The sequence below is a fragment of the Streptomyces sp. NPDC090106 genome (assembly GCF_044747265.1).
Classification (GTDB): domain Bacteria; phylum Actinomycetota; class Actinomycetes; order Streptomycetales; family Streptomycetaceae; genus Streptomyces.
Genome location: NZ_JBIVDS010000001.1, coordinates 206,452 through 227,523, shown reverse-complemented (window position 1 = coordinate 227,523; position 21,072 = coordinate 206,452). Strand labels below are relative to the sequence as shown.

Annotated in this window: 20 protein-coding genes; 15 read left to right on the top strand and 5 right to left on the bottom strand. The window is 72.7% G+C overall.

Annotated elements, in window-relative coordinates; translation table 11 throughout:
- The first annotated feature begins 9 nt into the window (after positions 1-9).
- The 4 genes from ACIPSE_RS01020 to ACIPSE_RS01005 are packed head-to-tail and all read left to right on the top strand — an operon-like array spanning position 10 to position 5,557.
- Positions 10-3,210, top strand: coding sequence for a S41 family peptidase (locus ACIPSE_RS01020; RefSeq protein ID WP_401655995.1), 3,201 nt, complete (start codon positions 10-12; stop codon positions 3,208-3,210).
- Between the two features lie 56 nt (positions 3,211-3,266).
- Positions 3,267-3,620, top strand: coding sequence for a histidine triad nucleotide-binding protein (locus tag ACIPSE_RS01015; RefSeq protein WP_401657616.1), 354 nt, complete (start codon positions 3,267-3,269; stop codon positions 3,618-3,620).
- 6 nt (positions 3,621-3,626) lie between these two features.
- Positions 3,627-4,532 carry a ribonuclease Z gene (locus tag ACIPSE_RS01010; RefSeq protein ID WP_401655993.1) on the top strand — a complete coding sequence of 302 codons (906 nt, stop codon included), beginning with the start codon at positions 3,627-3,629 and terminating at the stop codon, positions 4,530-4,532.
- A gap of 35 nt (positions 4,533-4,567) precedes the next feature.
- Positions 4,568-5,557 (top strand): adenosine deaminase, encoded by a 990-nt coding sequence (locus tag ACIPSE_RS01005; protein WP_401655991.1) that lies wholly within the window; start codon positions 4,568-4,570, stop codon positions 5,555-5,557.
- A 143-nt stretch (positions 5,558-5,700) separates the two neighbouring features.
- Here ACIPSE_RS01005 and ACIPSE_RS01000 read toward each other — a convergent pair whose 3' ends face one another.
- Together ACIPSE_RS01000 and ACIPSE_RS00995 are read right to left on the bottom strand one after the other, a co-directional pair.
- Complete coding sequence (locus ACIPSE_RS01000; RefSeq protein ID WP_401655989.1) at positions 5,701-6,882, bottom strand: MFS transporter; 1,182 nt, start codon at positions 6,880-6,882, stop codon at positions 5,701-5,703.
- A gap of 187 nt (positions 6,883-7,069) precedes the next feature.
- Positions 7,070-7,852, bottom strand: a complete 783-nt coding sequence (locus ACIPSE_RS00995; RefSeq protein ID WP_401655987.1) for an IclR family transcriptional regulator — start codon at positions 7,850-7,852, stop codon at positions 7,070-7,072.
- Positions 7,853-8,009: 157 nt separating this feature from the next.
- Between ACIPSE_RS00995 and ACIPSE_RS00990 the strand changes: the two genes are divergently transcribed.
- The 3 genes from ACIPSE_RS00990 to ACIPSE_RS00980 all read left to right on the top strand — a co-directional run bounded on the left by ACIPSE_RS00990 (position 8,010) and on the right by ACIPSE_RS00980 (position 11,365).
- Entirely contained in the window at positions 8,010-8,906 is an 897-nt protein-coding gene (locus ACIPSE_RS00990) for a 5-dehydro-4-deoxyglucarate dehydratase (RefSeq protein ID WP_401657614.1), read from the top strand.
- Complete coding sequence (locus tag ACIPSE_RS00985; protein ID WP_401655985.1) at positions 8,903-10,192, top strand: glucarate dehydratase family protein; 1,290 nt, start codon at positions 8,903-8,905, stop codon at positions 10,190-10,192. Before ACIPSE_RS00990 ends, ACIPSE_RS00985 begins: the two co-directional genes overlap by 4 nt.
- A 93-nt stretch (positions 10,193-10,285) precedes the next feature.
- Entirely contained in the window at positions 10,286-11,365 is a 1,080-nt protein-coding gene (locus ACIPSE_RS00980; RefSeq protein WP_401655983.1) for a carbohydrate kinase family protein, read from the top strand.
- 30 nt (positions 11,366-11,395) lie between these two features.
- Here the strand turns inward: ACIPSE_RS00980 and ACIPSE_RS00975 are convergent, their stop codons facing one another.
- Positions 11,396-12,115 (bottom strand): FAD binding domain-containing protein, encoded by a 720-nt coding sequence (locus ACIPSE_RS00975; RefSeq protein ID WP_401655981.1) that lies wholly within the window; start codon positions 12,113-12,115, stop codon positions 11,396-11,398.
- A gap of 278 nt (positions 12,116-12,393) precedes the next feature.
- On the opposite strand from ACIPSE_RS00975, the gene ACIPSE_RS00970 reads away from it, so the two are divergent.
- The 8 genes from ACIPSE_RS00970 (at position 12,394) to ACIPSE_RS00935 (ending at position 19,285) form a co-directional block, all read left to right on the top strand.
- Complete coding sequence (locus tag ACIPSE_RS00970) at positions 12,394-13,467, top strand: PhoH family protein (RefSeq protein ID WP_401655979.1); 1,074 nt, start codon at positions 12,394-12,396, stop codon at positions 13,465-13,467.
- Positions 13,468-13,496: 29 nt separating this feature from the next.
- Positions 13,497-13,994, top strand: coding sequence for an rRNA maturation RNase YbeY (gene ybeY / locus ACIPSE_RS00965; RefSeq protein WP_401655977.1), 498 nt, complete (start codon positions 13,497-13,499; stop codon positions 13,992-13,994).
- Positions 13,991-15,280, top strand: a complete 1,290-nt coding sequence (locus ACIPSE_RS00960) for a hemolysin family protein (protein ID WP_401655975.1) — start codon at positions 13,991-13,993, stop codon at positions 15,278-15,280. The genes ybeY and ACIPSE_RS00960 overlap by 4 nt, the downstream gene beginning before the upstream one ends.
- On the top strand, positions 15,277-15,636 hold the full coding sequence (locus tag ACIPSE_RS00955; protein WP_401655973.1) for an MmcQ/YjbR family DNA-binding protein: 360 nt from the start codon (positions 15,277-15,279) through the stop codon (positions 15,634-15,636). Before ACIPSE_RS00960 ends, ACIPSE_RS00955 begins: the two co-directional genes overlap by 4 nt.
- Before the next feature lie 63 nt (positions 15,637-15,699).
- Positions 15,700-16,053 (top strand): cytidine deaminase, encoded by a 354-nt coding sequence (locus tag ACIPSE_RS00950; protein ID WP_401655971.1) that lies wholly within the window; start codon positions 15,700-15,702, stop codon positions 16,051-16,053.
- Positions 16,054-16,295: 242 nt separating this feature from the next.
- The gene (locus ACIPSE_RS00945) at positions 16,296-16,766 is read left to right on the top strand and encodes a hypothetical protein (RefSeq protein WP_401655969.1); all 471 of its coding nucleotides are present in this window, start codon (positions 16,296-16,298) and stop codon (positions 16,764-16,766) included.
- 147 nt (positions 16,767-16,913) lie between these two features.
- On the top strand, positions 16,914-18,242 hold the full coding sequence (locus ACIPSE_RS00940; RefSeq protein WP_401655967.1) for a beta-xylosidase: 1,329 nt from the start codon (positions 16,914-16,916) through the stop codon (positions 18,240-18,242).
- Positions 18,242-19,285, top strand: coding sequence for a WxL protein peptidoglycan domain-containing protein (locus tag ACIPSE_RS00935; protein ID WP_401655965.1), 1,044 nt, complete (start codon positions 18,242-18,244; stop codon positions 19,283-19,285). Before ACIPSE_RS00940 ends, ACIPSE_RS00935 begins: the two co-directional genes overlap by 1 nt.
- A 4-nt stretch (positions 19,286-19,289) precedes the next feature.
- Here the strand turns inward: ACIPSE_RS00935 and ACIPSE_RS00930 are convergent, their stop codons facing one another.
- Together ACIPSE_RS00930 and ACIPSE_RS00925 are read right to left on the bottom strand one after the other, a co-directional pair.
- A complete protein-coding gene (locus ACIPSE_RS00930) occupies positions 19,290-19,628 on the bottom strand; it encodes a P-II family nitrogen regulator (RefSeq protein WP_401655963.1) in 339 nt (112 codons plus the stop codon).
- Entirely contained in the window at positions 19,625-20,932 is a 1,308-nt protein-coding gene (locus ACIPSE_RS00925) for an ammonium transporter (protein ID WP_401657612.1), read from the bottom strand. The genes ACIPSE_RS00930 and ACIPSE_RS00925 overlap by 4 nt, the downstream gene beginning before the upstream one ends.
- Positions 20,933-21,072: the final 140 nt, after the last annotated feature.

Sequence of the window (21,072 nt, the reverse complement as noted above, 5' to 3'; positions counted from 1 at the left end):
GGTGACCGGGTGACCCCTCCCGTGACGCCCGCGTATCTCCGGTATCCGCATCTCCACGGTGATCTGGCCGCGTTCACCGCCGAGGACGACGTGTGGATCGCGCCACTCGACGGTGGCCGGGCCTGGCGGGTCAGCGCCGACAACGTCCCCGTGTCCACCCCGCGCATCTCGCCCGACGGGACGGCGGTCGCCTGGACCTCCACCCGGGACGGCGCCCCCGAGGTGCATGTCGCACCCGTCGACGGCGGACCCGCCGAGCGGCTCACGCACTGGGGGAGCTGGCGCACCCAGGTGCGCGGCTGGACCGCCGACGGGCAGGTCCTCGCGATCACCACCCACGGCCGGGCCAGCCTGCGCCGCTCCTGGGCGCACACCGTCCCGCTCGACGGCGGCCCCTCGACCGTCCTGCCGTACGGCCCGGTCGGCGCCGTCGCCGAGGGGCCCGCGACCGTCCTGCTCTCCGCTCCCATGGGCCGCGAGGCCGCCTGGTGGAAGCGGTACCGGGGCGGCACCGCCGGGAAGCTGTGGATCGACCGGGACGGCGACGGCGAGTTCGTCCGGCTCCACGAAGAGCTCGACGGCAACATCGAGTTCCCCCTCTGGGCGGGGGAGCGCATAGCCTTCCTCTCCGACCACGAGGGCGTCGGCGCCCTCTACTCCTCCCTCGCCGACGGCGCCGACCTGCGTCGCCACACCCCTCTCGACGGCTTCTACGCCCGCCACGCCGCCGGTGACGGCACCCGCGTCGCCTACGTGTCCGCGGGGGAGCTGTGGGTCCTGGACGACCTGGAGGCAGGCACCGAGCCGCGCCGGATCGACGTACGGCTCGGCGGGCAGCGCACCGACCGGCAGGTCTTCCAGGTGGACGCCGCCCGCTGGTTCGGCTCCGCCACCCCCGACCACACCGCCCGGGGCAGCGCGGTCGCCGTCCGCGGCGCCGTGCACTGGGTGACCCACCGCTCCGGCCCCGCCCGCGCCCTGGCCGCCGAACCCGGCGTACGGGCTCGGCTGCCGCGCACCTTCCGCGCCGACGGCGAGGAGTGGGTCGTCTGGGTCACCGACGCCGAGGGCGACGACGCCCTGGAGTTCGCGCCCGCCACCGGACTCGCCCCCGGCGCCACCCCGCGCCGCCTCGCCGCCGGACAGCTCGGCCGGGTCCTCGGGCTGGCCATGGCCCCCGACGGCAGCCGCGCCGCCGTCGCCGCGCACGACGGCCGGGTGCTGCTCGTCGAGCGGGAGACCGGCGAGGTCCGCGAGGTCGACCGCAGCGAGGACGGGGACGTGACCGGGCTGGTCTTCTCGCCCGACTCGGCCTGGCTCGCCTGGTCCCACCCGGGCCCGCGCCCGCTGCGGCAGCTGCGGCTCGCCAACACCACCGATCTGTCGGTCACCGAGGCGACCCCGCTGCGCTTCCAGGACTACGCGCCCGCCTTCACCCTCGACGGCAAGCACCTCGCGTTCCTCTCCAGCCGCTCCTTCGACCCGGTCTACGACGAGCACGTCTTCGACCTGGCCTTCGTCGTCGGCGACCGCCCGCACCTGATCACACTGGCCGCGACGACCCCGTCCCCGTTCGGCCCGCAGCGCCACGGACGCCCCTTCGAGGCGCCCGACAAGGACGAGACGCCCGACAGCGAGGGCACCCCCGCCACCCGGATCGACCTGGAGGGCCTCGCCGACCGGATCGTGCCGTTCCCCGTCGAGGCGGGCCGCTACACCGCCCTGCGCGCCGCGAAGGACGGCGTGCTGTGGCTGCGCCACCCCGTGCAGGGCGTCCTCGGCTCCTCCCGGGCCACCCCGGACGACCCCGACCCCAAGACCGAGCTGGAACGCTACGACCTCGCCCAGCAGCGCCTGGAGCATCTCGCCGCCGACGCCGACCACTTCGCCGTCAGCGGCGACGGCAAACGCGTCCTGCTGTGGACCGACGGCCGTCTCAAGGTCGTCCCCAGCGACCGGCGTGCCTCCAACGACGGCGAGAGCGACACCAACATCACCGTCGACCTCTCCCGCATCCGCCAGACCTGCGACCCGTCGGCCGAGTGGCGGCAGATGTACGAGGAGACCGGCCGCGTGATGCGCGACCACTTCTGGCGGTCCGACATGAGCGGCGTCGACTGGACCGGCGTCCTGGACCGCTACCGGCCGGTCCTGGACCGGGTCGCCACCCACGACGACCTCGTCGACCTGCTGTGGGAGGTGCAGGGCGAACTGGGCACCTCGCACGCCTACGTCAGCCCGCGCGGCGGCCACGGCCACGGACCCCGGCAGGGGCTGCTGGGCGCCGACATCTCCCGCCACGAGGACGGCAGCTGGCGCATCGACCGGATCCTGCCCACCGAGACCTCCGACCCCGACGCCCGCTCCCCGCTCGCCGCGCCCGGGGTCGCCGTGCGCGCCGGGGACGCGATCGTCGCCGTGGGCGGGGTGCCCGTCGACCCGGTCACCGGACCCGGACCGCTGCTCGTCGGCACGGCGGGCAAGGCGATCGAGCTGACCGTCTCCCCGTCCGGCGGCGGCGAGTCACGGCACGCCGTCGTCGTCCCCGTCGCCGACGAGGAACCCCTGCGCTACCACGCCTGGGTCGAGGACCGGCGGGCCTACGTCCACGAGCGGTCCGACGGACGGCTCGGCTATCTCCACGTGCCCGACATGCAGGCGCCCGGCTGGGCCCAGATCCACCGTGACCTGCGGGTCGAGGTCGCCCGCGAGGGCCTCGTCGTCGACGTGCGGGAGAACCGGGGCGGCCACACCTCCCAGCTCGTCGTGGAGAAGCTGGCGCGGCGGATCGTCGGCTGGGGCGTGCCGCGCGGCATGCGGCCCTACAGCTACCCGATGGACTCCCCGCGCGGACCCGTGGTGGCCGTCGCGAACGAGTTCTCCGGCTCCGACGGCGACATCGTCAACGCGGCCATCAAGGCGCTCGGCATCGGCCCCGTCGTCGGCACCCGTACCTGGGGCGGCGTGATCGGCATCGACAGCCGCTACCGCCTCGTCGACGGCACCCTCGTCACCCAGCCCAAGTACGCGTTCTGGCTGGAGGGTTACGAGTGGGGCGTGGAGAACCACGGTGTCGACCCGGACGTCGAGGTCGTCCAACGGCCGCAGGACCACGCCGCGGGCCGCGACCCCCAGCTCGACGAGGCGATCAGGATCGCCCTGGAGGCCCTGGAGACGACCCCGGCCAGGACACCTCCGTCGCTGCCGTAGCCCGCCCGCTGGATACGATGCCTCCACACCTGATCGAGCTGGCCGAAGGGACCGACATGGCAGGGGAACCCCAGGACGACTGTCTGTTCTGCAAGATCGCCGCGGGACAGATCCCGGCGACGATCGTGCGGGAGACGGAGACCACCGTCGCCTTCCGGGACATCAGCCCGCAGGCCCCCACCCATGTCCTGGTGATCCCCAGGGCGCACTACGAGAACGCCGCCGCGCTCGCCGCGGGCGCGCCCGAGGTCGCCGCGGACGTGCTGCGCGAGGCACAGGCCGTCGCCGACGAGGACAAGGCGGAGAGCTACCGCGTCGTCTTCAACACCGGTGCCGGCGCCGGGCAGACCGTCTTCCACGCGCACGCCCACGTCCTCGCCGGCCGCGGGCTGCACTGGCCCCCCGGATAGCCCGCGATGTCCGTACGCGAACTCGTCGTCCTCGGGACCGCCAGCCAGGTCCCCACCCGGCACCGCAACCACAACGGCTATCTGCTGCGCTGGGACGGCGAGGGCATCCTCTTCGACCCCGGTGAGGGCACGCAGCGGCAGATGCTGCGCGCCGGGGTCGCCGCGCACGACCTCAACCGGATCTGCGTCACCCACTTCCACGGCGACCACTCCCTCGGCCTCGCGGGTGTCATCCAGCGCATCAACCTCGACCGGGTCCCGCACGAGGTCACCGCGCACTACCCGCGCTCCGGGCAGCGCTTCTTCGACCGCCTGCGGTACGCCACCGCCTACCGCGAGACGGTCGCGCTCACCGAGGCGCCGGTCGACGCCGACACCGACCTCGCCGTGACCGGCTCGTACACCCTCCAGGCCCGCAAGCTGTCCCATCCCGTCGAGTCGTACGGCTACCGGCTCGTCGAGCCCGACGGGCGCCGCATGCTGCCCGAGCGGCTCGCCGCGCACGGCGTCAAGGGGCCGGACGTGGGCCGTATCCAGCGCGAGGGCGCGGTGGGCGGGGTGACGCTGGCGGACGTCAGCGAGGTGCGGCGCGGGCAGCGGTTCGGGTTCGTCATGGACACCCGGCTCTGCGACGGCGTGCACGCGCTCGCCGAGGGCTGCGACCTGCTCGTCATCGAGTCCACGTTCCTGGACGAGGACACCCACCTCGCCGTCGAGCACGGCCACCTCACGGCGGGGCAGGCCGCCGCGGTCGCCCGGGAGGCGGGCGTACGACACCTGGTCCTCACCCACTTCAGTCAGCGCTACTCCGACCCCGACGAGTTCGAGCGGCAGGCCAGGGCGGCCGGTTTCGAGGGCGAGCTGACGGTGGCGCACGACCTGCTGCGGGTGCCGGTACCGAAGCGGCGGTGACATGTTCCTTAACCGAACCGCCGTACGATACTTCGATGCCCCTCCCCAAAGCTGAACTGCACCTGCACATCGAAGGCACCCTGGAACCGGAGCTCGCCTTCGCGCTCGCGGGCCGCAACGGCGTCGCCCTCCCTTACGAGACCGCCGGCGACCTGAGCAAGGCGTACGAGTTCGAGGACCTCCAGTCCTTCCTGGACCTGTACTACGAACTCATGGCGGTCCTGCGGACCGAGCGGGACTTCGAGGACCTCGCCGACGCCTACCTCGCGCGGGCCGCCGCGCAGGGCGTGCGGCACGCGGAGATCTTCTTCGACCCGCAGGCGCACATCGCCCGCGGAGTACCGCTGGGGACCGTCGTCGAGGGGCTGTGGCGGGCGCTCGGGGAGAGCGAGGCACGGCACGGGATCTCCACCCAGCTCATCATGTGCTTCCTGCGGGACGAGTCCGCCGAGAGCGCGCTGGAGACCCTGGAGGCCGCGAAGCCCTACCTGGACCGGATCGTCGGCGTCGGCCTGGACTCCGCCGAGGTCGGGCATCCGCCGGTCAAGTTCCGCGAGGTGTACGAGGCCGCCGCCGCGCTGGGCCTGCGCCGCGTGGCGCACGCCGGCGAGGAGGGCCCGCCGGAGTACATCACCGAGGCGCTGGACGTGCTCGGCGCGGAGCGGATCGACCACGGGCTGCGCTGCATGGAGGACCCGGAGCTGGTCGAGCGACTGGTCCGCGACCAGGTCCCCCTCACCCTGTGCCCCTTCTCCAACGTCCGCCTGCGCACGGTCGACACCCTCGCCGACCACCCGCTGCCCGCCATGCTCGACGCCGGGCTCCTGTGCACGGTCAACTCCGACGACCCGGCCTACTTCGGCGGCTACGCGGGCGACAACTTCGACGGCGTCCGCGACACCCTCGGCCTCACCGAGGACCGCCTCCGCCTCCTCGCCCGCAACTCGTTCACCGCGTCCTTCCTGAACCACGACGAGGCCCGCCGGGCGAGGTACCTGGCCGAGGTGGACGCGTACGAGTTCTGACCACCCGCCCCCGCTGGGCCCGCGCCCTCTTGAGGGCGCGGGGAACTGCGCGATCGGCCACGACGGCGCCGCAGCCGGAAGCCGACCGGCCGTGACGGTGCCGCAGGCGGGAGGCAACTCGTACGGCGCCCTCGGCGAAACGCTTACGCCGCCGTCGTCGTCCGCGGGGTCGGGGAGTCGACCGGGATCTCCATGACGGTGACCGTGCGGCCCCCGGTGCGCAGGGCCACCGCCGTCATCGGGACGGCGATGACGAGCAGACCGGCCGCCAGCAGCAGACCCATCGCCGGGAAGCCCGCCTGGGCCGACAGGAGGCTCCCGGTCAGGGGACCCGCCGCCGTGCCGAGGGAGGACGCCGAGCCGACCAGGACCGCCCAGCGCCCGCGCGGGTCGAGGGAGGCGGCGAGGCCGAGGACGTACGACAGGACGACCGGGTAGGCGAGGTTCCAGGCGATCTCGCCGGTGGCGAAGGTCGTCAGGTCGGTCGCGGAGGCGCTCAGCGCGATGCACCCGGCGATCAGGACCGTGCCCGCGCCGATGGGCAGCGCCCGGCCGAGCCGCGGCCCGAGGGCGCCCGCGCCGACCACGCCGAGCAGTCCCGCCCCGAGGGCGATCGCGAAGATCACGCCGACGGTCGCCTCGGACAGGTGCGCCTGGTGCAGCCCGATCCGGCCGCTGACGCCCCAGAGGGAGTTCTGCGCCATGGACCAGCAGGGCAGCGTGGCGGCGAGGAGGAGTCCGGCCCGGCGATGGGGCAGCGGGGTGCGTTCCCGGCGGACCCGTGAGGTGCCCACGCGCCGGGGGAGACGGCCCGTCAGGGGCCAGACGGCGAGCGCGGTGAGGGCGATCGCGGCCAGCGGCTGGCCGTGCCCCGCGCCGAGGTGCGGGACCGTCAGATAGACGGCGCCCGCGAGCGCGGACACCGCGAGCAGCCCGACCGTGGTCGTACGGTGCGCGTCCCGCTCGGCGGCGATGCCGGTCGCGGCGACCGCCGTCGCCGTACCGGAGCCGAAGCCGCCGAGCAGGGCGCCGACGACGACGGCCGGGACGTCGGTGGTGAGGGCGGCGCCGCCGTAGCCGAGGACGGCGAGGGTCAGACCGGCGCGGGCCAGGACGCGCGGGCCGATCCGGTCGACGCGCGAGGCGAACAGGAAGCCCGCCGCGGCCGAGCAGAGCAGCAGCGCGCTGCCCACGGCACCGGCTTGGGTGGCGGTCAGCGGAAGGCCCGCGTCGAGTCTGCCGACGGTGGTGGGCAGGAGGTACGGGGCGAGGTACCCGGCCGTGAAGAGGGCGATCAGGGGCCAGGGGGTGGTGCGGGCGAACACGGGCGTTCCCAGGGCATGCGAAAGGAGCGGTTCAAGAAGGGGGAGGGGCGCAGCCGTCGACGGACAGGGACGCGCGGGCAATTTGTATCAAGCACGCGGTTCCTGAAAGAAGGGGCACAGATGTGATCTGGAGCACCTTTTGTTTGGTGACAGGGGTCCCGGGTAGACGAGCGCGTTTCCGCTGGTGTCAGCGCCAGTTGGGGGCGCCCCCGGCGCCCGGTGCGGTCGCCTCGATCCGCGTCCTGATCTCGCGCATCACCGCGATGATCTGTTCCTCGTGCGCGGGCGTCAGCCGGGCCACCGGGACCGAGCAGCTGATGGCGTCCTGGGCGGGCGAGTCGTAGCGCAGGGCGAAGCCGAAGCCGATGATGCCGGTGACGCCCTCTTCGCGGTCGACGGAGAAGCCCCGGGACCGGATGTTCGTCAGATCGGCCCGCAGGGACTCCCGGTCCGTGTGGGTGCGGGGCGTGAGTGCCTCGTAGGGGCCCTGGGGCAGGTCGGCGTCGGGGCGTTCGGCGAGCAGCGCCTTGCCCAGGGCGCCCACATGGGCGGGCAGGCGGCGTCCGACCCGGCTGATGGTCCGCAGGTATTCGTGCGACTCCCGGGTCGCCAGGTAGGCCACGTCCCGGCCGTCGAGGCGGCCCATGTGGACGGTCTCGCCGAGCGCCTGCGACGCCTCGTCGAGATACGGCCGTACGGCGCGCACGCGCGGGTCGGTGTCCAGATAGCTGGTGCCGGTCAGCAGGGCGTGGATGCCGATGCCGTAGAGCGAGCCGGTGCTGTCGGTGCGGACCCAGCCGCGCGAGATGAGGGTCTGGAGCAGCGCGTACATCGAGCTGCGCGGCACCTGGAGCTCCTCCGCCAGCTCCTGGAGCCTGGCCGGCCGGTCGCCGCGGGCCGCGAGGAGTTCGAGCAGCTCGACCGTGCGCGCGGCCGACTTCACTTCGCGGACGCCGCCTGTCTCTGACATGGGCCGATGGTAATCCGGCAGGGCGGCCCCATTGACGGCTTCCGTTCGCGTATCTAACCTCCATCTACATACGCAGATAGCGTCTACATAGGGAGATGTCAGGGAGATGCTCAGGGTGCCGATCGACACGGACACCGTCCGGCGGCTGCGCGACGGGATGGCGGCCGGAGTGCTGTCCTTCCCGCTCACCAGCTTCCACGACGACGGCTCGCTCGACCCGGACGGCTTCCGCGCCCACGTCGCCGCCCAGCTCGCCACCGCACCCGGCGCCGTCTTCCCGGCCTGCGGCACCGGCGAGTTCTTCTCCCTCGACGAGGACGAGTACCGGCAGGTCGTCACCGTCGCCGTCGAGGAAGCGGCCGGCCGCACCCCCGTCGTCGCCGGCACCGGATACGGCTGGGCCCAGGCCCTGCGGTTCGCGCGGATCGCCGAGGAGGCCGGCGCGGACGCCCTGCTGGTCCTCCCGCACTACCTCGTCGCCGCCCCGCAGGACGGACTCGTCGGCCAGCTCGAACGCATCGCCGCCGGCACCCGGCTGCCCCTCATCGCCTACCAGCGCGGCCAGGTCACCTTCACCGCCGACACGGTGCGGCGCATCGCCGCCGTCCCCGGCGTCATCGGCCTCAAGGACGGCCACAGCGACCTCGACCGCCTCCAGCGCCTGACCCTCGCCGCCCCCGAGGACTTCCTCTTCTTCAACGGCGCCTCCACCGCGGAGATCCAGGCCCGCGCCTACGCGACCGTCGGCGTCCCCGCCTACTCCTCCGCCGTCCACGCCTTCGCCCCCGAGATCGCCGACGCCTTCTTCCGCGCGCTGCGCGACGGCGACGACAAGACGGCGAACCGGCTCCTGCGGGACTTCTACGTCCCCCTCGTCGAGATCCGCGACCGCGTCCCCGGATACGCCGTGTCCCTCGTCAAGGCCGCCGCCCGACTGCGCGGACGCCCCGTCGGACCCGTCCGCGCCCCGCTCACCGACCCCACGGACAGCGACCTCGCCGACCTGCGGACCCTGCTCGCCACCGGCCTCGACCTCGTAGGAGCCACGCTGTGAACCTCACCGTCACCGACGTACGCCTCACCCCGATCCTCGTCGCCGACCCGCCGCTGCTGAACACCCAGGGCGTGCACCAGCCCTACACGCCCCGGCTGATCGTCGAGGTCGAGACGGCCGACGGGATCGTCGGCGTCGGCGAGACCTACGGCGACACCAAGTACCTCGAACTCGCCCGCCCGTTCGCCGAGCACCTCGTCGGACGCCAGGTCGGCGACCTCAACGGCCTGTTCACCCTCGCCGACCAGGTCGCCGTGGACGCCTCCCGGGTCTCCGGACAGGTCGACGTCGGCGGGCTGCGCGGCGTCCAGACCGCCGACAAGCTGCGGCTGTCCGTGGTCTCCGGGTTCGAGGTCGCCTGCCTCGACGCCCTCGGCAAGGCCCTCGGACTGCCCGTGCACGCGCTGCTCGGCGGCAAGGTCCGCGACAGCGTCGAGTACAGCGCCTACCTGTTCTACAAGTGGGCCGGCCACCCCGACGGCGTCGCCTGCGAGAAGGACGACTGGGGCGCCGCCCTCGACCCCGCCGGAGTCGTCGAGCAGGCCCGGCTGTTCAAGGAGCGGTACGGGTTCACCTCCTTCAAGCTGAAGGGCGGCGTCTTCCCGCCGGACGAGGAGATCGCCGCCGTACGCGCCCTCGCGGACGCCTTCCCCGGGCACCCCCTGCGGCTCGACCCCAACGGGGCCTGGAGCGTGGCCACCTCGCTGCGGGTCGCGGCGGAACTCGGCGACGTCCTGGAGTACCTGGAGGACCCCGCCCTCGGCACGCCCGCCATGGCCGAGGTGTCCGCGGGGACCTCGGTGCCGCTCGCCACCAACATGTGCGTGACGACGTTCGCGGAGATCAAGGAGGCGTTCGCCGCGGACGCCGTGCAGGTCGTGCTCTCCGACCACCACTACTGGGGCGGGCTGCGCAACACGCAGCAACTCGCCGCGATCTGCCGGACGTTCGGGGTGGGGGTGTCCATGCACTCCAACACCCACCTCGGTATCTCGCTGGCCGCGATGACCCATGTGGCGGCCACCGTCCCCGACCTGCACCACGCCTGCGACTCCCACTACCCCTGGCAGTCGGAGGACGTGCTGGAGGAGCGGCTGGTGTTCGAGGGCGGGCGGCTCGCGGTGCCGGACGGGCCCGGACTGGGGGTCGCGCTCGACCCGGAGAAGGTGCGCGTGCTGCACCGGCGGTGGCTGGACGACGACGGGACGCTGCGCGAGCGGGACGACGCGGCGGCGATGCGCGTCGCCGACCCGGCCTGGGTCACCCCCGCGGTGCCCCGCTGGTAGGGACGGCTCCTGCGTGCGGCGGGGCGACACGTGGTGCGGGGGGCTCCGGAGTGACCGGGGCCGGGGTGAGGGGTGGTGGCAGACTGGCTGGATATGGATGCTGTCGACCCCCTCGCCGCCCTGCGCGCCCCCGGCGACCCGGGCTGTGACGTCTACCTGACCGGCACCGTCTTCCTGGACATCGTCTTCACCGGCCTGGCCACCGCCCCGGTGCGCGGCACCGAGTCCTGGGCCCGCGGCATGGGATCCAGCCCCGGCGGCGTCGCCAACATGGCCACCGCCCTCGCCCGTCTCGGCCTGCGCACCTCGCTCGCCGCCGCGTTCGGCGACGACCACTACGGCGAGTACTGCTGGGACGCCCTGGAACAGGGCGAGGGCATCGACCTGACCCCGTCGCGCACCGTACGCGGCTGGCACTCCCCGGTCACCGTCTCGATGGCCTACGAGGGCGAGCGCACGATGGTCTCGCACGGCCACGAGCCGCCCCCGGAGGAGCCCGCCCCCGACTGCCCGCCCCGCGCGAGAGCCGCCGTCGCCTCCCTCACCCCCGGCGAACGCGCCCCGTGGATCGCCCAGGCGGCGAGCGGGGGCACCCGGATCTTCGCCGACGTCGGCTGGGACGACACCGGCGCCTGGGACCTGGCCGGACTGGCCGACCTGGAGCACTGCGAGGCGTTCCTGCCCAACGCGGAGGAGGCGATGCGCTACACGCGCACCACCTGCCCCCGCGAGGCCGCGCACGCCCTCACCGAACACGTCCCGCTGGCGGTCGTCACCCTCGGCGCGGACGGCGCCTACGCCGTCGACCGCCGCACCGGCGAGACCGCCGAGGTCCCCGCCATCGCCGTCGAGGCCCTCGACCCCACCGGCGCGGGAGACGTCTTCGTCGCCGGGTTCGTCACCGGCACCCTCGCGGGCTGGCCGCTCGCCGACCGCCTCGCCTTCGCGGGCCTCACCGCCGCGCTCTCCGTGCAGGAGTTCGGCGGCTCGCTGTCCGCGCCCGGCTGGTCCGAGATCGGCGCCTGGTGGCGCCGCATCCAGTCCTACGACGAGCAGGACCCGGCCGCGCTCCGGCGCTACGCGTTCCTGCGGGACCTCGTGCCCGCGGAGCAGGCGCGACCGTGGCCGCTGCGCCGGGCCGTCCCGACGATCGGCTTCGGCCGTTCCGCGTAGCGGCGACGGGACGATCAGGCGACGGGCCGGTCAGACGCCAGGCCGGTCCAGGATCTCCGTGACCTGCTCCCGCACCACCGCCCGGGCCTCGACGGGCAGCGCGCTGATCGCCGTACCGCCGAGCGCCTGCATGGCCTGCTCCGGGCCGCCGTCGGTCGGCACGCTCTCCGACAGCACCTCGTACCCGTCCCGGACCGCGACGCGCAGCACCGGGCGCGGGCCCGTCGTGTGCACGGCGGTCGCCACCACCAGCGGGGGCGGGCCGCCCGCCTCCTCGGCGAGCTTGCGGTAGCCGGAGACGGCCGGATCGCGCCAGCGCAGGCCGAGGAGCAGCGGCTGCTTGGCGATCAGCTCGGCGAGGTCGGTCTCGTAGGGGCCGTCGGTGTCCAGGACGACCGCGCGCGCGTCCAGGACGAGCGCCGCGGGCAGCAGACAGCGCAGGGTGCTGCCGACGATGTTGCCGCCGACCGTGGCGGTCCGGCGCACCGCGCCCGTGCCGACTCCGCCGGCCGCCCGGCGCAGCACCTCCGGGACCCGCTCGTCGACGACCCGGTGCAGCAGCACCGCCGAGCCCAGCTCCCCGGGGCCCTGGACGTTGGCCTCCGGCAGCTCGCGCAGCGACATCGCCTGCTCCGGGAAGCCCTCCCGTTGCCAGACGGCCCACTGGAGGGTGGCACCCCCGATGGGTATCGCCCCCTCGGACAGGCACTGCTGTGCCTCGGACACGGACGTGGGCAGACGCAAGAACACGACCGACCTGCCTTCCCCGGACTCACGGCGACGAGCCATGCCGCCGGCCTTGACGCGTGTAACGCTGACGGCGCGAAGCATGCCCACGCACGCGGGGGGCGTATGCAGGGCTCACCGTTTCACTCAGGGCGCCCTCACGTGGCGACCCGCTCGGTGAAGCCCGCGCGAAAAGGCCTTCGGGGATGTCAGTGGCCCGGCGTACCCTTGAAATCGCCAGGCCGCCCCTGTGGCGGAGGAGTCTTTTCGAGGAGGACGAGCAAGGCCTACAGAGCCGGCCCATGACTCAGACACCCACAGATCGCACACCCGCGCAGGGACAGGCGAGAGCACATTTCACCGTCCCCGCCCAGCACCCCATGGTGACCGTGCTGGGGTCCGGCGACTCCCTGTTGCGCGTGATCGAGAAGGCCTTCCCGGCGGCTGACATCCATGTCCGGGGCAATGAGATCAGCGCGGTCGGCGACGCCGCCGAAGTGGCCATCGTCCAGCGCCTGTTCGACCAGATGATGCTGGTGCTCCGCACCGGGCAGCCGATGACGGAGGACGCAGTGGAACGCTCGATCGCCATGCTCAGGGCGAGCGGCAACGGCGACGGGGACGGCCAGGAGACCCCGGCCGAGGTGCTCACCCAGAACATCCTGTCCTCGCGCGGCCGGACCATCCGCCCCAAGACCCTCAACCAGAAGCGGTACGTCGACGCGATCGACAAGCACACGATCGTCTTCGGCATCGGCCCCGCCGGCACCGGCAAGACCTACCTCGCCATGGCCAAGGCGGTGCAGGCCCTGCAGTCCAAGCAGGTCAACCGCATCATCCTGACCCGTCCCGCGGTGGAGGCGGGGGAGCGGCTCGGCTTCCTGCCGGGCACGCTCTACGAGAAGATCGACCCGTATCTGCGCCCGCTGTACGACGCGCTGCACGACATGCTCGACCCGGACTCCATCCCGCGGCTCATGGCGGCGGGGACGATCGAGGTCGCGCCCCTGGCATACATGCGTGGTCGCACGCTCAACGACGCCTTCATCATCCTCGACGAGGCCCAGAACACCTCGCCCGAGCAGATGAAGATGTTCCTGACCCGGCTCGGCTTCGACTCGAAGATCGTGATCACGGGTGACGTGACCCAGGTCGACCTGCCCTCGGGCACCAAGTCCGGTCTGCGTCAGGTCCAGGACATCCTGGAGGGCCTCGACGACGTGCACTTCTCGCGTCTCACGTCCCAGGATGTCGTCCGGCACAAGCTCGTCGGCCGTATCGTCGACGCGTACGAGAAGTACGACAGCACGCACGGCACCGAGAACGGCTCCCGCAAGGGCGGCCGGGGCAGAGCGGCCGGCCACAGCGCGCTGTAACACCTGACAGCAGGAGACACCGCCGCACCATGTCGATCGACGTCAACAACGAGTCCGGAACCGAGGTCGACGAGCAGGCGATCCTCGACATCGCCCGCTACGCCCTCGCGCGGATGCGCATCCACCCGCTCTCCGAGCTCTCGGTGATCGTCGTGGACGACGACGCCATGGAGCAGCTGCACATCCAGTGGATGGACCTGCCGGGGCCGACCGATGTCATGTCCTTCCCGATGGACGAGCTGCGTCCGCCGTCGAAGGACGACGAGGAGCCCCCGCAGGGCCTCCTCGGCGACATCGTGCTCTGCCCCGAGGTCGCCAAGAAGCAGGGCGAGGAAGCGGCCACGCAGCACACCATGGACGAGGAGCTCCAGCTGCTCACCGTCCACGGTGTGCTGCACCTGCTCGGCTACGACCACGAGGAGCCCGACGAGAAGGCCGAGATGTTCGGTCTCCAGGCGGCCATCGTGGACGGGTGGAGGGCGGAGAAGGGGATGGAGGGTCCGTCGCCGGCCCCGACCGTGTCATGAGCCTTCCCCTGGTCTCCGGCGCGATCGCCCTGGTCGTCGTCGCCTGGCTCGCCGCCTGCGCGGAGGCGGGCATCGCACGGGTCTCCAGCTTCCGTGCCGCGGAAGCCGTCCGCTCCGGGCGGCGCGGCGCCGCCCGGCTCGCCCAGGTCGCCGCCGACCCGACCCGCTATCTCAACGTGGCGCTGCTGGTCCGGGTGGCCTGCGAGATGGCCGCGGCGGCCCTGGTCACCTACGCCTGCCTGAACGAGTTCGACGGCACCACCGAGGCCCTCCTCGTCGCGATCGGCGTCATGGTCCTGGTGTCGTACGTGGCCGTCGGGGTCTCCCCGCGCACCATCGGCCGCCAGCACCCGATCAACACGGCGACGGCCGCGGCGTACGTGCTGCTGCCGCTCGCGCGGATCATGGGCCCGATCCCCTCGCTGTTGATCCTCATCGGCAACGCGCTCACCCCCGGCAAGGGCTTCCGGCGCGGTCCGTTCGCCTCCGAGGCGGAGCTGCGCGCGCTGGTCGACCTCGCGGAGGCGGAGTCGCTGATCGAGGACGACGAGCGCCGGATGGTGCACTCGGTCTTCGAGCTGGGCGACACCCTGGTGCGGGAGGTCATGGTCCCGCGCACCGATCTCGTCGTCATCGAGCGGTACAAGACGATCCGTCAGGCCCTCACCCTGGCCCTGCGGTCCGGTTTCTCGCGCATCCCGGTCACCGGGGAGAGCGAGGACGACATCGTCGGGATCGTGTATCTGAAGGACCTGGTCCGCAAGACGCACATCAGCCGGGACGCGGAGAGCGAGCTGGTCTCCACGGCGATGCGCCCGGCGGCCTTCGTCCCGGACACCAAGAACGCCGGTGACCTGCTGCGCGAGATGCAGCGGGACCGCAACCACGTCGCCGTCGTCATCGACGAGTACGGCGGCACGGCCGGGATCGTCACCATCGAGGACATCCTGGAGGAGATCGTCGGGGAGATCACCGACGAGTACGACCGTGAGCTGCCGCCGGTGGAGGACCTCGGCAAGGACCGCTTCCGGGTCACCGCCCGCCTCGACATCACCGACCTCGGCGAGCTGTACGGCCTCGACGAGTACGACGACGAGGACGTGGAGACCGTCGGCGGGCTGCTGGCCAAGGCGCTGGGCCGGGTGCCGATCGCCGGTGCCTCGGCGCTCGTGACGCTGCCGGACGAGCGGGAGCTCAGGCTGACCGCGGAGGCGGCGGCCGGCCGCCGGAACAAGATCGTGACCGTGCTGGTGGAGCCTGTCGAGGTGCCCGGGGAGGCGGCGTGACCCCTGAGGAGCTGCGCGGCTTCTGTCTGTCCTTCAACGCGGCGGCGGAGGATTTCCCCTTCTCGCCGGAGATCTCGGTCTTCAAGGTGCTGGGCAAGATGTTCGCGCTCTCCTGGACGGACCGCCGTCCGCTGAAGGTCAACCTCAAGTGCGACCCGGAGGACGCGGTCCGGCTGCGCGCCGAGCACGAGGGCCTGGTCCTGCCCGGCTACCACATGAACAAGCGGCACTGGAACACGGTGATCGTCGACGGTGAGCTCCCGGACCGGGTGGTCCGGGAGCTGATCGAGGACTCCTACGACCTGGTCGTGGCCGGGCTGCCGCGCGCCGAGCGGCTCCGCCTCGACCGTTCCTGACCGGGCCGGGGGCGCGGCCGGGCGGGGTGATGAGCGTTCCGCCGGCTTACGTATCCTCACCTCATGACCGACAGCAGCGCGCTCGACCCCGAGGACCGCAAGATCGTCACCCTGGCCCGTTCCGCGCGGGCCCGCAACGGTGTGCCCGAGGGGGCGGCCGTGCGGGACGAGACGGGGCGGACGTATGTCGCGGCGACCGTCGCGCTGGAGTCGCTGAGGCTCAGCGCGCTGCGGACGGCGGTGGCGATGGCCGCGGCGTCCGGGGCGAAGGCGCTGGAGGCCGCCGCGGTGGTGACGGAGGCGGAGTCGGTGTCCGCCGAGGACCTCGCGGCGGTGCGGGACCTGGGCGGGGCGGGGACCCCGGTGCTGGTGGCGGGGCCCGACGGCACCGTGCGCACGACGCTCGCCGCGGGCTGAGCGGCCCGACCGCGCCAGCTGATACCGGCGGTAACACTTGGCCGGAATTACTGCTTGCCGTTGCTCTTCCCTCGCGTATCAATGGAACCGGTAGTTCCGACGGTCCGTCAGATCTACACCGTTCCACCTTCACGCCACCCCCCACTCGACGCGTTCCGCGCCACGCGTCGCAGGCGACCGCTCGGAGCTCCCGTCCATCCCCACATGGCAATTCCCCCCACGGGAAGGGAGCCGGAACCCCCATGAAGCGAATAGCAACAGGTGCGGCGTTGGTGACCGGGGCGCTCGCGGTCACCGGGCTGGTGCTCGCGCCCTCCGCCCTCGCCGTCACACCCGACACCGCGACGATCAACGCGGACTGCGGCGCCTTCGGCGGTGGTGAAGCCACCATCACCGCCACGCAGGACGGCACCGCCGCGACCATGACCGTCGATTCCTCGGCCATCACCGCACCCATCGGTCTGGCCGCGGACTCGATCACCTCCACCCTCACCCTGGTGAACGCCTCCGGCGGCACCAGGTCCTTCACCGCCACCGAGAACCCGGCGATGGCCGCGGGCGACCCCGTACAGGTCGGTCCGCTGCCGGGCACCGTGGCCTCCGGGGACAGCCTTGAGGCCTACGGCGGTTCGCTCACGATGACCGTCTTCGGCATCACCATCACCTGTACGGCCACCGCGGCGCAGTCGCCGAGCCCGTTCGTCTTCGACTGAGCCGTGCACGTTCGCTAGGCGGACCGTCAACTTCCGACCGGTGCAGGAAGTTGACGGTCCATCAGTTCACAGCTTCATCTCCATTGACTTCTCACGCGATCCCCACATCAATGCCCCCAACGAGCCATCAGAGAGGGGGCACACCCAATGGGTTCGACATCCGGCTCGACCTCACGAAGACGCCGCTGGGCCGCGCTGCTCGGAGCGGGCGCGCTGGCGGTCGCCGGGGCCGGCGGACTGGCCGGTCCGGCCGCCGCCGCGACCGACGTGGCCTTTGCCACCCACTGCATCCCGCCCGCCGTCGCCGGCATCCCGCCGATCGACGGCACCACCACCGCGCGCATCACGGTGGACAACGCCACCCCGGAGGTCGGGGACACCGTCACGGTGACCTACACCGTGGTCACACCCGCCGCCAGCAACCCCACCGCGATCAGCCTGCCCGCCGACATCATGACGCCGTCCGGCAAGGTGGTCCTCGGCGGGGCGCAGACCGGGGACGTGACCGTGGCCGGGCCCAAGAAGAACGATCCGGTGGCGGGCAACGCGCCCTTCCCGGGGTTCTCCATGACCGGCACCTTCACCGTCACCGCCCCGGGAGCCATCACGCTCTCGCCCGGCGACTACAACATCCACACCAGCTACATCCTGGAGCTGGACACTCCCTGCACCGTCACCAACCCGCCCGCGCCGGTCTCCGAGACCGTCACCGCGAGCGACGCACCGGCGCCCAACACCCGTGCCATCCAGCTCGGTTCGGCATCCGGCAGCCCCGGCGCCGGCGTCACCGTCACCGGCAGCGACTTCACGCCGGGCGCCACCGTCACCCTCGCCGGACGGTCCGGGGCCACCCAGACCGCCGACACGGCGACCGTCACCGCGGACGCCGCGGGCGACTTCAGCGGTTCCCTGACCGTCAACGACAAGACGACGACGGGCATCGTGGCCTACGAGGGCGCCGCCTGGAGCAGCGACCTGGGGGCCGGACCGGCCACCTACGTCGTCATCGACGACACCCCGATCCCGGACAACGCCCAGAAGCTCACCACCACGGTGCGCGCCGGCACCCTGTCCATGACCCAGGCCGGGGACTCCGTCTCGATGGGGGCGGTCGACTACGGCGTGGGCGGAACCTCCTCCGGCGACCTGAACACCGTCACCGTCAAGGACTTCCGCGGCGGCCCCGCCGGCTGGTCCCTCACCGGCAAGGTCACCGACTTCACCGGACCCGGCGCCAAGATCGACGCCGGAGCGCTCGCCTGGACTCCCGCCTGCGCCACCGAGACGGGCAGCCCGAGCACCTGCGTACCCGGCTCGCCGGGCACCGTGGGCTCCTCCGGCGCGACCCTCGCGTCCACCCCCAACGGCACGCTCACCGGCGGTGAGTTCACCGTGGACGCCTCGCTCGCCCTGAACGTACCGGCGTACACGCCCCCGGGCACGTACTCCGGCGTCCTCACCCTCACGCTCAGCTGATGACGGGGCGTCCGCACCCGCCCTTCATCCGGGGGTCCGCAGCCATGCGTCCGTACCGCACCGCCTGTGTCCTGCTCGCCGGGCTGCTGCTCGGCCTGTTCGCCGTGCCCGCCGCCCGCGCCGCCGACAACGGGAGCTGGTCCGTCTACCCGGTCTCCTCGCGGATCGCCGCCCGGCCCTACTTCTATCTCTCCGCCGATCCCGGCCAGACCCTCACCGACAAGGTCGTCGTCGCCAACAAGACCGACGAGCCCATGACGTTCCGGCTGTACGCCGCCGACGCCTACAACACCGCGCGCGACGGCGGCTTCGCCGTACGGACGCTGGACGAGCGGATGCGCGGCGTCGGGGTCTGGGCCGAACCCGCCCGCACCCGGATCGAGGTGCCCGCCCGGGGAAAGGTCACCGTCCCCTTCACGCTCAAGGTCCCCGAGGGCGCCGAACCCGGCGACCACCCCGGCGCGCTGGTCGCCCTCGACGAACGCGTCGACCGCGGGGACGGCTCCGTCGCGCTCGGCGTGCAGCGGGCCGTGGCCGCCCGGGTGTACCTGCGGGTCGGCGGGCCCGCCCTGTCCGCGATCGCCGTGGAGAACGTCCGGGTGAGCCACCACCAGCCGCTCGTGCCCGGCTTCGGCGACTCCACCGCGACCGTGTCGTACACCCTCCACAACACCGGCAACGTCACCCTGAACCCGAAGGTGGAGCTGCGCGCGACGGGTCTGTTCGGCCGCACCCTGCTGGCCCGGGACCTCACGAGGATCCCCGCCGAGCTGCTGCCGGGGGAGAAGGTGCGGCTCACCGAGCCCTGGCGGGGGGCGCCCCAGCTCGACTGGGGGGACGTGAAGCTGACGGCGAGCGCCAAGGACACCAGGGAATCGGCGAGCGCCGGGTTCTTCGCCCTGCCGTGGCTGGTGGCGGTGGTGCTGCTGGTGGCCGCCGCCGTCGGGACGGTGCTGCTGGTCCGGGCGCGCCGGGCCCGCGCCGCCCGCCCGGCGTCCGACGGGGCGCGCGGCTCCCCGGCGCGGGACGTTCAGCGGGCGTGAGGTGTCACAGGGCGTCCGGGCCGCGTTCCCCGGTGCGGACCCGGACGACCGTCTCGACGGGCAGGGCCCACACCTTGCCGTCGCCGATCTTGCCGGTCTGGGCGGCCTTGACGATCGCGTCGATCACGGCCTCGGAGTCGGCGTCCTCGACGACGACCTCGATGCGGACCTTGGGCACCAGGTCGACCTGGTACTCGGCGCCGCGGTACACCTCGGTGTGGCCGCGCTGCCGGCCGTAGCCACTGGCCTCGCTGACGGTCAGGCCGTGGATGCCCAGCTCCTGGAGGGCGGTCTTCACCTCGTCGAGGCGGTAGGGCTTGACGATCGCGGTGATGAGCTTCATGGCTGGCTCTTGACCTTCTGGGCGCTGGAGAGGGACGAGCTGACCGGGGCGCCGTGGCCCAGGACGCCGTGATCGTATGCGGTCTCGGCGTGCACCGTAAGGTCCAGGCCGGTGTGCTCGTGCTCCTCGTCGGCGCGGAAGCCCATCACCTTGTCGATGGCCTTGCCGATGCCGTACGTGACGGCGAAGGCGTACAGGCCGACGGCGATCACCGCCACGAGCTGCTTGCCGAGCTGGCCGAACCCGCCGCCGTACGCCAGGCCCTCGGCGCCGCCGGTCATCGACTCCACGGCGAAGACGCCGATGAGCAGGGTGCCGATGACACCGCCGACCAGGTGCACGCCGACGACGTCGAGGGAGTCGTCGTAGTCGAAGCGGAACTTCCAGCCGACCGCGTAGGAGCAGACGACACCGGCGGCGAGGCCGACGACCAGCGCGCCGGGCAGCGAGACCGAGCCGCAGGACGGGGTGATCGCGACCAGGCCCGCGACCGCGCCGGACGCGGCGCCCAGGGTGGTGGGGTGGCCGTCGCGCCGCTGCTCGACGAAGAGCCAGCCCAGCAGGCCGGTGCAGCCCGCCGCGAGGGTGTTCAGGAAGGCCGCGGCGGCGAGACCGTTGGCGCCGAGCGCGGAGCCGGCGTTGAAGCCGAACCAGCCGAACCACAGCAGACCGGCGCCGAGCACCACCATGGGGAGGTTGTGCGGGCGCATCGCGTCCTTCTTGAACCCGAGCCGCGGTCCGAGGACCAGGCACAGGGCCAGTCCCGAGGCGCCGGAGGTGATCTCGACGGGGAGGCCGCCCGCGAAGTCGAGGGCGTCGAGACGGTCGAGGATCCAGCCGCCGGGGCCCCACACCCAGTGCGCCACGGGAACGTATACGAGCAGCGCCCACACCGGGACGAAGACCAGCCACGCGGCGAATTTCGCCCGGTCCGCGATCGCGCCGCTGACCAGGGCGGCCGTGATGATCGCGAAGGTGAGCTGGAAGGTCGCGAACAGCAGGGTGGGGACCGTCCCGTGCACGCTGTCGGGCCCGAGACCGGCCATGCCGGCGTGCTCCAGCCCGCCGATGAGGCCGCCGCCGGCGTCGTCCCCGAAGGCGAGGGAGTAGCCGGCCGTCAGCCAGACGACCGTGACCAGCGCGATCGACACGAAGCTCATCATCAGCATGTTCAGGACGCTCTTCGTGCGGACCATGCCGCCGTAGAAGAGGGCCAGGCCCGGGGTCATCAGCAGGACCAGGGCGGTGGCGGCGAGCAGCCAGGCGGTGTCACCGGTGTCGATGCCCTGGGCGGCCAGGGGCATGGGGTGCGGGGAGCTCAGGGAGGTCATGGATGTCTCCGACGAGGTGGGGGCTCGTCAGAGGGTCACCGGCGTGCGTTTCCGGAGGCGTACCGATGTGTTTCGTCCAGGTTTCATTGCGTGAGGGTTTCCGGAAGCTCACG

What these genes read in the sequence shown, in the direction of transcription:
- ACIPSE_RS00945 (WP_401655969.1), top strand. Translation starts at nt 16,296, where the DNA reads ATGAAGCGAATAGCAACAGGTGCGGCGTTGGTGACCGGGGCGCTCGCG.
- ACIPSE_RS01010 (WP_401655993.1), top strand. Translation starts at nt 3,627, where the DNA reads ATGTCCGTACGCGAACTCGTCGTCCTCGGGACCGCCAGCCAGGTCCCC.
- ACIPSE_RS00935 (WP_401655965.1), top strand. Translation starts at nt 18,242, where the DNA reads ATGACGGGGCGTCCGCACCCGCCCTTCATCCGGGGGTCCGCAGCCATG.
- ACIPSE_RS00950 (WP_401655971.1), top strand. Translation starts at nt 15,700, where the DNA reads ATGACCGACAGCAGCGCGCTCGACCCCGAGGACCGCAAGATCGTCACC.
- ACIPSE_RS00990 (WP_401657614.1), top strand. Translation starts at nt 8,010, where the DNA reads ATGGCGGCCGGAGTGCTGTCCTTCCCGCTCACCAGCTTCCACGACGAC.
- ACIPSE_RS01005 (WP_401655991.1), top strand. Translation starts at nt 4,568, where the DNA reads ATGCCCCTCCCCAAAGCTGAACTGCACCTGCACATCGAAGGCACCCTG.
- ACIPSE_RS00995 (WP_401655987.1), bottom strand. Translation starts at nt 7,852, where the DNA reads ATGTCAGAGACAGGCGGCGTCCGCGAAGTGAAGTCGGCCGCGCGCACG.
- ybeY (WP_401655977.1), top strand. Translation starts at nt 13,497, where the DNA reads ATGTCGATCGACGTCAACAACGAGTCCGGAACCGAGGTCGACGAGCAG.
- ACIPSE_RS01015 (WP_401657616.1), top strand. Translation starts at nt 3,267, where the DNA reads ATGGCAGGGGAACCCCAGGACGACTGTCTGTTCTGCAAGATCGCCGCG.
- ACIPSE_RS00925 (WP_401657612.1), bottom strand. Translation starts at nt 20,932, where the DNA reads ATGCCCCTGGCCGCCCAGGGCATCGACACCGGTGACACCGCCTGGCTG.
- ACIPSE_RS00970 (WP_401655979.1), top strand. Translation starts at nt 12,394, where the DNA reads ATGACTCAGACACCCACAGATCGCACACCCGCGCAGGGACAGGCGAGA.
- ACIPSE_RS00980 (WP_401655983.1), top strand. Translation starts at nt 10,286, where the DNA reads ATGGATGCTGTCGACCCCCTCGCCGCCCTGCGCGCCCCCGGCGACCCG.
- ACIPSE_RS00930 (WP_401655963.1), bottom strand. Translation starts at nt 19,628, where the DNA reads ATGAAGCTCATCACCGCGATCGTCAAGCCCTACCGCCTCGACGAGGTG.
- ACIPSE_RS00940 (WP_401655967.1), top strand. Translation starts at nt 16,914, where the DNA reads ATGGGTTCGACATCCGGCTCGACCTCACGAAGACGCCGCTGGGCCGCG.
- ACIPSE_RS00960 (WP_401655975.1), top strand. Translation starts at nt 13,991, where the DNA reads ATGAGCCTTCCCCTGGTCTCCGGCGCGATCGCCCTGGTCGTCGTCGCC.